Genomic DNA, 15,008 nt, shown 5'->3' on the forward strand with positions numbered 1-15,008 from the left:
AGGTCCGGCGACTGGTCCCCGACAGCCCTGCTTGAGCCACGTGACGGCGTCAGCGGTGCGACGATGGCGACGTGGCCGATGTCGACATCCCGGAAGTCACCGACTTCCTCGCAGAGCACGCCCCGTTTGCGGCGGTCCCCCGCGAGGACCTGGAACAGCTCGGCCGGCGCCTCACGGTCCGCTACGCCCGCCGGGGCACGCACCTGATGAGCGTGGGCAAGGGGAACGACGAGGTCTTCGTCGTCCGCTCCGGCGCGGTGCAGATCACCGACGAGAACGGCTCCCTCGTGGCACGGGGCGGGGAGGGGACCGGCTTCGGGACGACCGCGCTCGGCGGACGGCCCTCCCGCTTCGACGTCGTCGCGATCGAGGACAGTCTCCTGCTCGTCATGGCGTCCGACGTCTTCACCGAGCTCGCCGACCGTCAGCCCGTCGTCCGGGACTTCTTCTCGGAGCAGCGAGCGGCGCGACTCAGGCACGCCTTGGTGTCCTTCCCTCAGCAGGACCGGCACAGCGCGATTCTCCAGACCCGACTGCGTGACCTGCTCCGTCGTGCGCCGATCACGACGACCGGCGAGACCACCATCCGCGAGGCTGCCGAGCTGATGGCCCGCGAGCAGGTCTCGTCGCTGCTCGTCGTCGACGGCGAGCGCCTGACCGGCATCGTCACCGACCGGGACCTGCGGACCCGGGTGCTGGCCGCCGGCCTCGAGACCACTCGGCCGGTCAGCGCCATCATGACACCGGACCCGGTGACCTCCTCCCCGGACGACCTGGCCATGGAGCTCGTCCTGCAGATGACGTCCCGCAACATCCACCACATGCCGGTGGTGGAGGGCGACCGGCCGCTCGGCATGCTGACGAGCACCGACCTCATGCGGCTCGAGCGCGCCAACCCGATCCACCTCGTCGGCGACGTGGCCAAGGCGAAGGACCTCGACGCACTGGTGCTCCTCAGCCAGCGGCTGCCCCGGATCATCGACCAGCTCGTCCACGAGGACGCCACCGCCGACGGCATCGGGCGCATCATCACCGCCGTGGGCGACGCCATCGAGAAGCGCCTCCTCACCATGGGCGAGCAGCTCCTCGGCCCCGCGCCGGTGCCCTACGCCTGGATCGTCCTCGGGTCCCAGGCGAGGCTCGAGCAGGGTCCCGGCAGCGACCAGGACAACGCACTCGTCCTCGCCGACGAGGTGCGGCCGGAGCAGCTCGCGTGGTTCGAGTCGCTCGCCTCGTTCGTCGGCGACGGGCTCGTCGCGTGCGGATACCCCCCGTGCCCCGGCGGCATCATGGCCAGCAACCCCGAGTGGCGCCGGCCCCTCCACGAGTGGAAGCGGATGTTCGCCCGGTGGATCAACGAGCCGACTCCGGACGCGGTCCTGCGGTCCGCGATCTTCTTCGACCTCCGGCTGCTCCACGGCGAACGCACTCTGGTGGAGCCGCTCCAGGCCCAGGTCTCCGCGACGGCTCGTCAGAGCGGACGGTTCCTCGCCCACCTGGCCCGCAACGCCGCGCGCAACGAGCCCCCGCTCGGCTTCTTCCGCGGCTTCGTCCTCGAGCGCAAGGGGGAGCACAAGGACACCGTCGACCTCAAGCGGGGCGGCTTCCACGCCATCGTCGAGATCGCGCGGGTCCAGGCGCTCTCGCGCGGCCTCCCCCAGGTCAACACGCTGGCTCGGATCAGCGCCGCCGCCGGGGCCGGAGCCCTCGCAGCCGAGACCGCGGCCGACCTCCACGACGCCTTCGAGTTCATCCGCTACGTCCGGCTCGTCCACCAGGCGCGCCAGCTCCGGGAGGGCCACGAGCCCGACAGCTTCGTCTCCCCTGACGAGCTGAGCAGCTTCGAGAAGCGCCACCTGAGGGACGCCTTCCACATCGTCCGGTCTGCTCAGCAGACCGTCGTGCAGAGCTATCCGCTCGGGTTCGTCACGTGATCCGGTCGCTCCTGGGGCCGGAGCGACGACGATCACGCCTGGCCGAGCAGGCCCCGGATGGACCCGTCCGCGAGCTGCTCACCACCCCCCAGCCGACCGCGGGCACCGACGTCAAGGACCTGCGGCTGCTCGCCGTCGACCTCGAGACGACCGGCCTGGACCCACGCACGGACCACATCCTCACCGTCGGCTTCGTCCCGGTCGACGGCCTCGTCATCGACCTGTCCGGCGCGACCCAGCTCCTCTGCCGGGCCGAGGGCGACGTCGGCCAGAGCGCCGTCGTGCACGGCATCACCGACGACGCCCTGGCGGGTGGCCTCCCCCTCGCGGACGTGGTCGACCGGGTGGCCGCCGCGCTGCGGGGACGGGTCCTGCTGGCCCACCATGCCGTCATCGAGCGGGAGTTCCTCGCGGCGGCGTGCGAGCGGACGCACGGCGTCCCGCTGCCCATGGAGGCGGTCGACACGATGCAGCTGCAGGCGCGGGTCCTCGGCAGCCAGAGCGGAGCCGACCTCCCCCCGGGAGCGCTGCGTCTCGGCACGGCCAGGGCCCATCTGGGACTACCCCGCTATGCGGCGCACCAGGCCCTCACCGACGCCTTGGCCTGCGCAGAGCTCTACCTCGCGCAGGTGGCCCGGCTCAGCGGCGGGCAACCGATGTCCCTCAAGGCGCTTCAGCGCTGACGCGCCGCCTCCCCCCGCCCCCGTCGGCCCCGGCCGGTTTCCCGGCTCGTCTCCCGGCTCGTCTCCGAGCCGAGCGGGGCCTGGGGCCGTCCGTCATCGGTGGGGCCGAGACCCCCTTGGCAGGACGGGCAGTAGAACATCGTCCGCTCCCGCGTCGCCGGCCCGATGAGCGCGACGCGCACGGTCGTCCCGCAGCGTCGGCAGGGGCGGCCGCTGCGGCCGTGCACGTAGGTGGTCTCTCCCTTGGCCAGTGATCCCGTCGCCGACTGGACGGCGTCCCGGCGTCCGGCGTCGATGAGCCGGTGGGCCCGGTCCACGACCTCCTCGAGCGCGGGTCGGCCGAGGGTGGACGCGTCCGCCCACGGGTGGAGGCGCAGCGCGAAGAGGGTCTCGGCGGTCCACAGCGTCCCGAGCCCGGCCAGGTTGCGCTGGTCGAGCAGGGCCTCGCCGATCGGCACGGCGCACGCGGCCAGATGGTCGACGGCGCGGTCGGGGTGCCAGTCGTCGCCGAGCAGGTCCGGACCGAGGTGACCGACGAGGTCTGCCTCCCGGGAGGTCTCGACGAGGTCGAGCATGCCGAGCCGCAGCCCGAGCGCCGTCCAGTCGGCCGTGGCGAGGAGGGCTCGCAGGTGCGGAGAGCGACGCCAGCCCGGCTTGAGGCGGGGGGTCGGCTCGATCCGCCACTGGCCCTCCATCCGCAGGTGCGAGTGGAGGGTGAGCCCACCCTCCAGCCGGTGCAGGAGGTGCTTGCCGCGGCTCACCACCTCGAGCGTGCGACGTCCGCGGAGGTCGGCCGTCGCGAGCGTGGGCCAGCGCAGGTCGGACTCGACGACCTCCCGCCCGGCGAGCGCCTGGTCGAGCCGGTGCGCGGTGCGCCACACGGTGTCACCCTCCGGCACGTCGCTCTCCCTTCCACGCCTCAGGTGTGCAGTCCATCATGGGCGAGGCACCGGTTCGCCGCACTCGGCCACCCCGAGCGCAGGGCCGCCGCACCAGCAGGTCACCGGCGCAGGCGCAGCCCTCTCGGGGTCATGTGGAAGCCGGCCTCGGACAGTGCAGCGACGAGGGGGTGGTCGGACCCGAGCACCGGCGCGCCGTCGGCCTTCTCGACCGTGAGCCGCCCGAGCGCGCCCTCGCGCACGGCCAGGGCGAGGGCGTCCGCCGCGGCCTGGAGGGTCGCGGGGTCCTCGGCCCAGCACAGCATCGTCCTGCCACCTCGCTCGACGTAGAGCACGAGCGCGCCGTCGACGAGGACGACGAGCGCGCCGGCCTTGCGGGCCGGTTGGTGTCCCTTGCGGGCCGGGAGGTCGGCGGCTCCGTCGGTCGGCCGGTCGGGCCAGGCCAGGGCCGCCCCGTAGGGGTTGGCCGGGTCGCTCGCGGCGAGCACGAGCGCACCGGACGGCGAGTCAGGTCGTATGCCGCTGGGCTGGCTTCCCGGGACCAGCCGCCCCATCGAGCGGAGCCGGTCCACGGCGCCCGTCGACCCGAACTGTGAGGCGCCCAGTGACTCGACGAAGTAGCCCCGCCTGACCCTGCCGGCCTCCTCCGCGGCGGCGAGCACCCGGTAGACGGCGGCGAACCCGCCGGGCACCTCCTCCGAGACCACGGAGCCGCGGGTGAGCACCCCGTAGCGGTCGAGAAGCAGCTCGGCCGTCGTCACCGCCCGGACCGTGGGATCGGACTCCGGGGTGGGCAGGAGCGTCCAGCGACCGACTCCGGTGGGCGGTGCGGATCGTTCCGGAGGCAGGGCGGACAGCGACCCGCGCAGCGAGCCGAGCCGGCCGAGTGAGCCGCGCCGCCCGGCGTAGCGGGCCGAGCGAGGGGCGGTCGCGGTGCGTCTGTGGGCGGTGCGGCCCCCCGACAGCAGCGCCCGTAGCGGTGCGACGGTGTCGTTGGTGACCCGCCCGGACCAGAGCAGCGACCACACGGCGTCGAGGACCTCGCCGTCACGCAGGTCGGCCCCGGCGGCGCGGACCCGCTCGGTCAACGGGTGGAAGAACCAGGCACCGCCGCCGGCCAGGGCTTCGAGGACGGCGTCCTCAGCGTCGGTCAGGTCGGTCGGCGGTGGCGGCGCCAGGGTGAGGTGGGCCGTGTCGGCCAGGTGCAGGCTGACCCAGCCGTCGTCCCCGGGAAGCGAGCCGTGGCCGCGCCAGACGACCTCGCCGGAGCTCATCACCTCGTCGAGGAGGGCCGGCCGGTAGTCGGCGACCCGGGCCGGCAGCACGAGGGTCTCGAGGGCGCTGGCGGGGACGACGGCGCCGGTGAGCTGCTCGACGGCGCGCAGGAGTCCTTCGCGCCCGCGCTGCCCGCTCCCGATGCCCTGCCACTGCGGGAGGAAGCGGGCCAGGTCCCCCTGGCCCACGGGCTCCACCTCGTGGCGCAGGGCGGCAAGAGAGCGTCGCCGCAGGAGCCGCAGCACCTCGGCGTCGCAGAACTCCGCCCCGTGTCCACCGCCGCTCTCCGTGGGCAGGAGCTCGCCCTCGACGACCCGGCCGGCCGAGACGAGGCGCCGCAGGGCGTCGTGGACGACGGCCGGACCGAGCCCCCACCACTCGGCGACCGTGTGCACGGTGAAGGGTCCATGGGTCCGCGCGAACCGGGCCACGAGGTCACCGAGCGGGTCGGGCACGGACTCGAGGAAGACCGTCGGCACTCCCACCGGCAGGGCCGTGCCCAGGGCGTCGCGGAGGCGTCCGGCATCCTCGACGGCGGCCCACCGATCCGCACCGGCGACCCGGACGGCGATGACCCGACGCGCCGCCTCCAGCGACTGCAGAGCCGCGACCACCCCGGAGGCGACGAGCTCCTCGGTGGAGCGAGCGACGACGTCGGTGGTCGACAGCGGCCCGAGGACGCGGACGAGGTCGGCGAGGTCGTCGGCGTCCCGGGCGGCCCGCTCGGGGGTGAGCCGCTGGAGCTCTGCCTCGGTCCGGGCGACCGCCGCGGCGTCGAGCAGGTCGCGCAGGGCCAGGGCGTCGCTCTGCCCGAGCAGCTCGGAGAGCAGGGTCGGGTCGAGCGCCAGCGCGGCGGCCCGCCGCTCGGCGAGCGGGGAGTCGCCCTCGTAGAGGTACTGCGCGACGTAGCCGAACGCCAGGGACTTCGCGAACGGGCTCGGCCGGGCCGACTCGACGTCGACGACCGACACGGCGCGGGAGCGGATGTCGGTCATCAGCTCGACGAGGCCGGGCACGTCGAAGACGTCCTGGACGCACTCGCGGACCGTCTCGAGGACGATGGGGAAGGTCGGGTACCGGCTCGCCACCTCGAGCAGCTGGGCGGCGCGCTGACGCTGTTGCCACAGCGGCTGCCGCCGGTCCGGGCGACGCCTGGGCAGCAGCAGCGCACGGGCGGCGCACTCACGGAACCGGGCCGCGAAGAGCGCGGAGCCGCCGAGCTCCTGCGTGACGAGTTCGGCGACGTCCTCCGGCTCGAGCGTGACGAGCTCGACGAGCTGGCGCCCGATCTCGCCGCTCGTCGCGGACGGCCCGGGGGCGCCGCCGGAGTCGTCGAGCTCCAGGTCGGGGAGCCGGAAGACGATCCCGTCGTCGCCGTGCATGGCCTGCACGTCGATCCCGAAGCGCTCGCGCATCCGCGCCGCGACACAGAGTGCCCACGGCGCGTGGACCTGCCCCCCGAACGGCGAGAGGACGGCGACCCGCCAGTCGCCGATCTCGTCCCGGAAGCGCTCCACCACGATGGTGCGGTCGTCCGGCACGTGCCGGGTGGCCTCCTGCTGCTCGGACAGGTAGGCGAGCAGGTTGTCGGCCGCCCACTCGTCGAGCCCGGCCTCGACGACCCGCGCGCGGGCCTTTGCAGGCGAGAGGCCGACGACCTCGCGGACGAAGGCGCCCACGGCCCGGCCCAGCTCGGCCGGCCGCCCCTGCTGGTCGCCCTTCCAGAACGGCAGTCGGCCGGCCTGCCCCGGCGCCGGCGTGACGAGGACCCGGTCGTGGGTGATGTCCTCGATCCGCCATGACGACGTGCCGAGGGTGAACACGTCACCGACCCGCGACTCGTAGACCATCTCCTCGTCGAGCTCGCCGACCCGCCGCCCCGGTCCCTCCCCGGAGGCGAGGAAGACCGCATAGAGGCCCCGGTCGGGGATGGTGCCGCCGCTCGTCACGGCGAGGCGCTGCGCACCGCGCCGCCCGGTCAGCGTGTCGGTGACGCGGTCCCAGACGATCCGGGGTCGCAGCTCGGCGAACTCGTCGCTCGGGTACTTGCCGGCGAGCATGTCGAGCGTCGCCTCGAGCACGGACCGCGGCAGCGCGGCGAAGCTCGCGGTGCGCCGCACCAGCGCCTCGACGTCGTCGACCGTCCACTCGTCCAGCGCGCACATCGCGACGACGTGCTGGGCGAGGACATCGACCGGGTTGGCCGGGACGCGCAGGCTCTCGATCGCGCCCGCGCGCATCCGCTCGACGACGACTGCCGTCTGGACGAGGTCGCCCCGGAACTTCGGGAAGAGGACTCCCCTGCTCACTGCTCCGACCTGGTGACCCGCCCGGCCCACCCGTTGCAGTCCGCTCGCCACGCTGGGCGGGCTCTCGACCTGGACGACGAGGTCGACCAGACCCATGTCGATCCCGAGCTCGAGGCTGCTCGTGGCCACGACGGCGGGCAACCGGCCGGCCTTGAGGTCCTCCTCGATCGCGGCGCGGTGCTCCTTGCTCACCGAGCCGTGGTGGGCCCTCGCAAGGACCGCGGGCGCGCCTCGGCCGGCTCCCGACTGCGCCATCACCTGAGCGGGTGGTCGCAGGGGCCCCGTATGCCGCTCAGCCGGCCCCGCGCCCACGTCGCCTTCGCTGGGAGCGAGCTCAGCGGCATACGCCTCCGTCTGTCGTTCCTCCCAGATCTCGTTGAGGCGGGCGGTGAGCCGCTCGGCGAGGCGTCGCGAGTTGGCGAAGACGAGCGTCGACCGGTGCTCGGAGATGAGGTCGGCGATCCGCTCCTCGACGTGCGGCCAGATCGACGCGCGCGGCGCGTTGCCGGCGGCCGGGCCGGACAGGTCGGGCACGCCGGGCGAGAGCTCGGCGGGAGCCCCTGAGAGCTCCCCGAGGTCGGGGACGGGCACGACGACGTCGAGGTCCCACTCCTTGGTGGACGGCGGCTGGACCACCTCGACCGGACGGCCCCCGGCGAGGAATCGCGCGACCTCCTCGACCGGCCGCACGGTGGCCGACAGGCCGACCCGCTGCGCCGGCTGCTCGAGCAGCGCGTCCAGCCGCTCCAGCGAGAGCGCCAGGTGGGCTCCGCGCTTCGTGCCGGCCACGGCGTGGACCTCGTCGAGGATGACGGTCTCGACGCCACGCAGCGCCTCCCGCACCGACGACGTGAGCATGAGGAAGAGCGACTCCGGCGTCGTGATGAGGATGTCGCTCGGCGTCCGGGCGAACGCGCGCCGCTCCGCCGCAGGGGTGTCGCCGGACCGGACCGACACGCCGATCTGCGGGACCGGCAGGCCCAGGCGGGTCGCCGCGTGCCCGATCCCGACGAGCGGTGCCCGCAGGTTGCGCTCGACATCGACCGCGAGCGCCTTCATCGGCGAGATGTAGAGGACGCGGCACCGGGCGAGCCGGTCCTCCGGCACCGGGTCCCGGGCCATCCGGTCGATGGCCCAGAGGAAGGCGGACAGCGTCTTGCCGGACCCGGTCGGCGCGACGACGACGCAGTGGTGGCCCGAGGAGATCGCATCCCAGGCACCCGACTGGGCGGTGGTGGGCGCGCGGAAGCTGCTCCGGAACCACGCCGCGGTCGCCGGAGAGAAGCGGTCGAGCACGTCGTCGCTCGCCTGGTCCTGTGTCGCCATCGAGCCCCAGCCTGCCACCCCGAGGTGACACCAACCTGGGACATGCTCCAGACGCCGGACGGCAACGGTCGCCTCGAGCTCTTCGAGGACCGCAGCCATCACCGGGGAACGTAGGTCAGGCGCAGCACGTCCTCGGCGACCTGCTCGCTGGCCACGAGGCGCAGCCGCGGCCGAGGCCCGGCGAAGTAGGGCTTGCCGTGACCGAGCACCACGGGGTGCAAATAGATGCGGAACTCGTCGATCAGGCCGAGCCGGCCCAGGCTGTGCGCCAGGCTCGGGCCGGCGACCTCGATCTCTCCGTCGCGCGTCGCCTTCAGGTCGGTGACCACGCGCTCGACCTCGTCCGGCACGAGCGTGGCGTTGGGACCGACCGACGCCAGCGAGCGCGACACGACCCACTTCGGCTGCTTCCGCCACGCGGCGGCGTAGGCCTGCTCGTCCGCATCCCAGTCGGCCTGCTCGTCGTCCCAGTAGCGCATGACCTCATACATCTCGCGGCCATACACAGAGCCCGTCTGCGCCTCGGCCTGCTCGATGAAGTGGCGGAACAGCTCGGGGCTGGGCCCGAATGCCGTGTGGTCGACGTAGCCGTCCAAGGACTGGTTCATCCCGAACACGAGTCTGGCCATGTCCACCTCCCCTTTCTGCGCCTGCCCTCGATCATCGCCCATCCGGCCCTGGCGCCGTCGGACTCGGAGGGCGACTGCTCGAGTGATCTCAGGGTGTGTCGATCCATCTTGTCGGGGTACGGCGTCCGGAGGAGAGTGGAACGTGGGCGACGTGCCGGGTGGCCGCTCACGCCCCTGGGTGTCATCGCCAGCACGCGCCGACGCGCCGCCTCCACCACCACAGCCCGTGAGGGATGAAGGAGGAAAGCCATGACGACCGCCCGAGACATCATGAACCCGGGAGCAACCTGCGTCAGCGAGGACCAGACCGTGCTCGAGGCAGCACGGATGATGCGCGACATGGGAGTGGGGTCGCTGCCGATCTGCGGCAACGACCAGAAGCTGCACGGCATCATCACCGACCGCGACATCGTCGTGAAGTGCCTCGCCGAGGGCAAGGACGTCGCGACCTGCACCACCGGGGAGCTCGCCCAGGGCGAGATCACCTGGGTCGACGCCATGACCGACGTCCGCGAGGTCGTCGACGTCATGGGCCGCGACCAGATCAAGCGGCTGCCCGTCATCGAGAACCACCAGCTCGTCGGCATGATCAGCGAGGCCGACCTCGCCCGGCACCTCGACGAGCACCAGCTGAGCGAGTTCGTGGAGAAGGTCTTCGCCCGTCCCTGACCTTCTCAGCCCTCGCACGACCGGGCCCATCCCGGTTCGCCGGCATCTACGTTGAGTCCCATGGAGCCCGGACCGTCCCCGCAGCCCGGGCTTCCTGGCGACCGGCCACTGCGGCAGCTGGGCCGCAGCCTCGTCACGATGGGGCCGCACCGGGGGGCCCACCGGGTCGCCCTGCGGGCCGGGATCTCGGTCCTCGTCCCGCTGCTCCTGCTCGTCTCGATCGGGCGACCGGAATTGACGCCCTACGCCGCCTTCGGGGCCTTCACGTCCCTCTACGGACGCGCGCACCGCCACACCGACCGCACCGGCATGCAGGCGATCGCCGGTGTGGCCCTGGTCGCCTCCGTCACCCTCGGCGTCGCCGTCTCGCTCGCACCCGCATCGCAGTGGCTGGTCGTGCCGGTCGGTGCCCTGCTCGCCGCGTGGGGCTCGCTCACCTCGGATGCCTACCGGTGGCACCCGCCGGGACCGCTCTTCCTCGTCTTCGGCTTCGCCGTGTGCGCCATGGTCCCAGCCCAGCCGATGGACCTGCTCGTCGCGCCGGCGGTGGCCGGCGCCAGCGGGGTCTTCTCCCTGCTCGTCGGCCACGTGGGGGCGCTGCGCGACCCGGCGTCGTGGGCGCGGCCCGTGCTCCCGCGGCCCCGGTTCGGCGACGCGCTCGAGCCGACCGGCAGCCGTGCCCACCTCTTGCGCTACCTCGTCGCAGTCACCGCCTCGGGCGCCCTGGCGACCACCTCGGGGTGGGAGCACCCGTACTGGGCCATGGTCGCGTCGGTCGTCGTGCTGTCCGGACCCGACCTCGCCTCCCGCTTCGTGCGGGGCCTGCAGCGGATCATCGGCACTCTCCTGGGGGTCGGGGTGGCGGCCGCGGTGCTCGCCTGGGCTCCCCATGAGGGGGCCGGCGCGGTCCTCGTCATCGCCGGACTCCAGATGCTCGCGGAGCTGTTCGTCGGGCGGAACTACGCGCTGGCGCTCCTCTTCGTCACGCCGCTCGCGCTCCTGATGGGCCAGCTGCTCGCGCCCTCCCCCGTCGGCCCGCTGCTGCGCGACCGGCTGCTCGAGACGGTGCTCGGCGCCCTCGTCGCGATGGTGGTGCTGCTCACCGTGCCGGACCGGCTGCCGCGCCCGCGACGCGCCCCCGGGTGATCTCGCGCCCCGCACCGAGTGGTCGCGACACCCCGGTCCGGGCGCCGGGCCTGCGGCGCCACCCGTTGCCGTGTCGTCTAAATTGATCGGTGCCGCGGGACGCGACGCCCTCGTCCGCCTCCGCGGCGACCTGCCCACAGTGGTCGACGAAAGGTGGCGGCGCGTGCTCGTGCTCCACGGCTTCTGGTCGCCGGACCGCGGGCTCCGCCTGTGGGCGGAGGACTCCGAGCGCACCGTGACCAGCCCGAGCCAGGCCGTGCGCTCGGCCCGGCCACACCCCTTCGCGGCGTCGGAGGACACCCTCGCCGGACTGGGGACCGGCACCCTGGGCGAGGCGGTGCTGCAGCTTCCGTCGCTGGCCAGGTCCCCGCTCGACTCCCCGGAGCTGGTCCGCGCCACTCCTCGCAGCGCGGCCCGCAGCCGGCCCGCGCTGCTGCCCTGGCGGGTTGCCACTCTCGATGTGCCTCCCGCCGATGCGCTCGCCTGGCTGCTCGCCGTGGCCGACGGTGTCGACGGTGTCGACGTGCGCGGCGGCAACGACTCCGACGTCCGTCATGGCGCCTCGGTCGGCTACTGGGCCGACGTGGCGTCCTGGGCCGGGGAGCTGGTCGACCGCCGTCGCGTGCTCCCGGCCGTGGCGACCGACGCCGGCCGGCCCGTCGCGCTGTGGCGACCGGCCCTCCAGGGCCAGGACGTGGTCGCGTTCGGCGCCCTGGTGGCCGCCATGCCACCGGTCTGCCGAGCGGAACCGGTTCACTCGGATGCGCACGAGCTGGTCGTGACCGCGGTCCAGACCTTCACTGATGTGGGAATGCGTCGGAGTATGGGTCCGGGCCTCGACCTCGTTCCGCCGCGCCGGGGCCGCCGACCGCGGCAGACGCCCACGGCCGAGGCGTGGCTGGCGGCTCTGACCGCGCCGAACGGCCACTTCGAAGCCGACCCCACCGAGGTGGACCGGCTCGGGCTCGAGCTGGCGTCGTGGGCCGAGGTCGCAACCGGTCGGATGGGTCCGGCGCGGGCCACCTTCCGACTCAGCGAGATCGAACCCGTCGCCGGTGATGACGGCACGGCAGTCGCGGCGGCGGAGGAGGACAGCTCCGACGGGACGGCGGTGTCGCCGGCCTCGACCCGCTGGCGCCTCGAGTTCCTGCTCCAGTCCACCACGGATCCGAGCCTCATCGTCCCTGCGGCCCAGGCCTGGGCCGACGACGGGAGCCTGCGCCGCTGGCTCGACCGCCCACAGGAGATGCTGCTCGGCGAGCTCGGCCGGGCCAGCCGGGTCTACCCGGCGCTGTCCGCCGGCTTGCGGCAGGCCCGGCCGGAATCAGTCGAGCTGGATGCCGACGGCACCTACCGCTTCCTGTCGGAAGCCGCGCCCGCGCTCGACGAGGCGGGTTTCGGGCTGCTCCTGCCCGCCTGGTGGGACCGGCGATCCCGCCTCGGGCTCAAGGCCACCGCCAGCACGCGGCGTGACGCCGCCGTCACCGGCGGCTCCTTCGGCCGGGACGCGCTCGTGGACTTCCAGTGGCGGCTGGCGGTCGGGGACGAGTCCCTGACCGACGACGAGATCGCCGCGCTGTCCGAGGCCAAGGCGCCCCTCGTGCGCCTCCGCGGGAAGTGGGTCGCGGTGGACGCCGAGCAGCTGCGACGCGGCCTCGAGTTCCTCCGGCGCGAGCCGGCTCCGGTCCGGACCGTCGCCGAGGTCCTGGCCCTGGCAGCAGCCCACCCGGCCGACGTGGACACTCCCCTCCCCGTGACGGGGGTGGCCGCTGATGGCTGGCTCGGCGACCTCCTGGGCGGCAGCGTGGGCGGCGGCAGCGGCGACTCGGTGACCCGCGTCGAGCCCCCGGCCACCTTCACCGCCACGCTCCGTCCCTACCAGGCGCGTGGCCTGGCCTGGTTGTCCTTCCTTTCCACACTGGGTCTCGGGTCGTGCCTGGCCGACGACATGGGCCTGGGCAAGACGGTTCAGCTGCTCGCCCTCGAGGCGACCCAACGCGCGGCCGACCCGCAGGCCGGTCCGTCCCTCCTGCTGTGCCCGATGTCCCTCGTCGGCAACTGGGAGCGCGAGGCCGCCCGGTTCGCTCCGGCCCTGCGGGTCTACGCCCACCACGGCCGCGAGCGGTTGCGCGGAGCGGAGCTGAGCCAGCGGTTGGCCACGACGGACCTGATGCTCACGACCTACGCGACCGCCACCCGCGACATCGACGACCTGGCGGGGCATGACTGGCATCGCGTCGTGCTGGACGAGGCCCAGGCGATCAAGAACAGCCTGTCGCGGACCGCCAGGGCTGCGCGCCGGCTGCGCGCCGGCCACCGGGTCGCCCTCACGGGCACCCCGGTCGAGAACCGCCTGTCCGAGCTCTGGTCGATCATGGACTTCGTCAATCCCGGGATGCTCGGGACCTCGCAGTCGTTCCGCACCCGTTACGCCATCCCCGTGGAGCGGCACGGTGCGACCGAGCCGGCCGAGCGGTTGCGCACGATCACCCGTCCCTACATCCTGCGCAGGCTCAAGTCGGACCCGACGATCATCGACGACCTTCCCGAGAAGCTGGAGCTGAAGGAGTACTGCCGGCTCACGGTCGAGCAGGCCTCGCTCTACCAGACGATCGTGGACGACATGATGGCCCGGATCGAGGGGTCGGAGGGGATCGAGCGACGCGGCAACGTGCTGGCCGCGATGGCCAAGCTCAAGCAGGTGTGCAACCACCCCGCGCAGGTGCTGCACGACCGGTCGGCCATCGGCAGCCGTTCGGGCAAGGTGATCCGGCTGGAGGAGCTCCTCGAGGAGATCCTGGCCGAGGGAGACCGCGTGCTGTGCTTCACCCAGTACACCGAGTTCGCCGAGATGCTCGTGCCGCACCTGTCCGCACGCTTCGACACCGATGTCGCCTACCTGCACGGTGGCACGCCGAAGAAGCGGCGCGACGAGCTGGTGACCCAGTTCCAGGGCGATGGAGGCGCCCCGATCTTCCTGCTCAGTCTGAAGGCCGGTGGCACCGGACTCAACCTCACGGCCGCCAACCACGTCATCCACCTGGACCGGTGGTGGAACCCCGCCGTCGAGAACCAGGCCACCGACCGGGCCTACCGGATCGGGCAGCAGCGCCGCGTGCAGGTCCGCAAGTTCGTCTGCACCGGCACCCTCGAGGAGAAGATTGACCAGATGATCGAGGAGAAGCTGGCGCTGGCCAACCTCGTCGTCGGCGACGGTGAGCGATGGCTGACCGAGCTGTCGACGGACCAGCTCCGCAGCCTCTTCGCCCTGTCCGAGGAGGCCGTCGGTGAATAGGTTCTTTCCCCCATCCAGGCCGCGCGCGGTCCAGGGTGGCCTCGTCGCCCGGAGCAAGCGCGGCGCGATCGGCCAGCAGTGGTGGTCGGAGCGCTTCGTGGCCGTCCTCGAGGGCATGGGTATGAGCGGCCGGCTCCAGCGCGGCCGGACCTACGCCCGCAAGGGCCAGGTCCTCTCGGTGGACGTCGACGCCGGTGTCGTCACCGCCCTCGTGCAGGGCAGCCGTGCGCGGCCCTACCGGGTGCGGATCGGGATCACGGCGTTCGGCAAGGCGGAGTGGGCCGCGATCGAGCGTGACCTCGCCGGACATGCCTGGTACCTCGCCAGGCTCCTGGCCGGCGAGATGCCCGAGGACATCGAGGAGGTCTTCAGGGGGATCGGGCTGTCATTGTTCCCGGCCCAGGCCCGCGACCTGTCGTTGGACTGCACGTGCCCGGACTGGGAGGTCCCCTGCAAGCACCTCGCTGCGACGTTCTACCTGTTGGCCGAGGCCTTCGACGACGACCCCTTCCGGATCCTCGCCTGGCGCGGGAGGGCACGCGAGGAGCTCCTCGACAACCTGCGAGCGGCACGGTCCGACCAACCGCCGGGCGCCGCCGATTCCGCCCCGTCGGGCGCGCCGCTCGAGGACCTGCTCGACAGCTACTTCTCCGTGCAGGGCAGGCTCCCTCGGACGCTCGCGCCGAGCTCCTCCACGACGGCGCTGCTCGACCAGCTGCCTCCCGTCGACGTGACCGTGCGTGGGCGCGCCCTGACCGAGCTGCTCCGCCCGGCGTACGAGCGCGATGAGGCGCCGACGACCGGCGGCATCGTCTGAGACCTCTCCGTATGCCGCTGGGCCCG

Annotated in this window: 9 protein-coding genes; 6 read left to right on the forward strand and 3 right to left on the reverse strand. The window is 73.2% G+C overall.

Annotation, left to right across the window (positions count from 1 at the left end):
• Nucleotides 1-71 precede the first annotated feature (71 nt).
• Complete coding sequence (locus tag INTCA_RS17255) at nucleotides 72-1,934, forward strand: putative nucleotidyltransferase substrate binding domain-containing protein (RefSeq protein WP_013494213.1); 1,863 nt, start codon at nucleotides 72-74, stop codon at nucleotides 1,932-1,934.
• Nucleotides 1,931-2,617, forward strand: coding sequence for an exonuclease domain-containing protein (locus INTCA_RS17260; protein ID WP_013494214.1), 687 nt, complete (start codon nucleotides 1,931-1,933; stop codon nucleotides 2,615-2,617). Before INTCA_RS17255 ends, INTCA_RS17260 begins: the two co-directional genes overlap by 4 nt.
• Here INTCA_RS17260 and INTCA_RS17265 read toward each other — a convergent pair.
• The 3 genes from INTCA_RS17265 to INTCA_RS17275 all read right to left on the reverse strand — a co-directional run bounded on the left by INTCA_RS17265 (nucleotide 2,608) and on the right by INTCA_RS17275 (nucleotide 9,055).
• Nucleotides 2,608-3,516: an Fpg/Nei family DNA glycosylase gene (locus INTCA_RS17265; protein ID WP_013494215.1), complete on the reverse strand. Its 909-nt coding sequence runs from the start codon at nucleotides 3,514-3,516 to the stop codon at nucleotides 2,608-2,610. The two genes, INTCA_RS17260 and INTCA_RS17265, sit on opposite strands and share 10 nt — an antisense overlap.
• Nucleotides 3,517-3,617: 101 nt before the next feature.
• Nucleotides 3,618-8,426, reverse strand: coding sequence for an ATP-dependent helicase (locus INTCA_RS17270; protein WP_041308996.1), 4,809 nt, complete (start codon nucleotides 8,424-8,426; stop codon nucleotides 3,618-3,620).
• Between the two features lie 98 nt (nucleotides 8,427-8,524).
• Nucleotides 8,525-9,055 carry a dihydrofolate reductase family protein gene (locus tag INTCA_RS17275; protein ID WP_013494217.1) on the reverse strand — a complete coding sequence of 177 codons (531 nt, stop codon included), beginning with the start codon at nucleotides 9,053-9,055 and terminating at the stop codon, nucleotides 8,525-8,527.
• 249 nt (nucleotides 9,056-9,304) lie between these two features.
• Between INTCA_RS17275 and INTCA_RS17280 the strand changes: the two genes are divergently transcribed.
• The 4 genes from INTCA_RS17280 to INTCA_RS17295 all read left to right on the forward strand — a co-directional run bounded on the left by INTCA_RS17280 (nucleotide 9,305) and on the right by INTCA_RS17295 (nucleotide 14,982).
• Nucleotides 9,305-9,724 carry a CBS domain-containing protein gene (locus INTCA_RS17280; protein WP_013494218.1) on the forward strand — a complete coding sequence of 140 codons (420 nt, stop codon included), beginning with the start codon at nucleotides 9,305-9,307 and terminating at the stop codon, nucleotides 9,722-9,724.
• A gap of 60 nt (nucleotides 9,725-9,784) precedes the next feature.
• Complete coding sequence (locus INTCA_RS17285) at nucleotides 9,785-10,870, forward strand: FUSC family protein (protein ID WP_013494219.1); 1,086 nt, start codon at nucleotides 9,785-9,787, stop codon at nucleotides 10,868-10,870.
• Nucleotides 10,871-10,940: 70 nt separating this feature from the next.
• Nucleotides 10,941-14,165, forward strand: coding sequence for a DEAD/DEAH box helicase (locus INTCA_RS17290; protein WP_244859850.1), 3,225 nt, complete (start codon nucleotides 10,941-10,943; stop codon nucleotides 14,163-14,165).
• Nucleotides 14,158-14,982, forward strand: a complete 825-nt coding sequence (locus INTCA_RS17295) for an SWIM zinc finger family protein (protein ID WP_013494221.1) — start codon at nucleotides 14,158-14,160, stop codon at nucleotides 14,980-14,982. The genes INTCA_RS17290 and INTCA_RS17295 overlap by 8 nt, the downstream gene beginning before the upstream one ends.
• Nucleotides 14,983-15,008 lie beyond the last annotated feature (26 nt).

This window comes from Intrasporangium calvum DSM 43043 (genome assembly GCF_000184685.1).
In the GTDB taxonomy this organism is placed as follows: Bacteria; Actinomycetota; Actinomycetes; order Actinomycetales; family Dermatophilaceae; genus Intrasporangium; species Intrasporangium calvum.

Bases quoted from the DNA above. Each gene is read 5' to 3' on its own strand.
- INTCA_RS17270 (WP_041308996.1), bottom strand. From the start codon at position 8,426: ATGGCGACACAGGACCAGGCGAGCGACGACGTGCTCGACCGCTTCTCT.
- INTCA_RS17275 (WP_013494217.1), bottom strand. From the start codon at position 9,055: ATGGCCAGACTCGTGTTCGGGATGAACCAGTCCTTGGACGGCTACGTC.
- INTCA_RS17280 (WP_013494218.1), top strand. From the start codon at position 9,305: ATGACGACCGCCCGAGACATCATGAACCCGGGAGCAACCTGCGTCAGC.
- INTCA_RS17285 (WP_013494219.1), top strand. From the start codon at position 9,785: ATGGAGCCCGGACCGTCCCCGCAGCCCGGGCTTCCTGGCGACCGGCCA.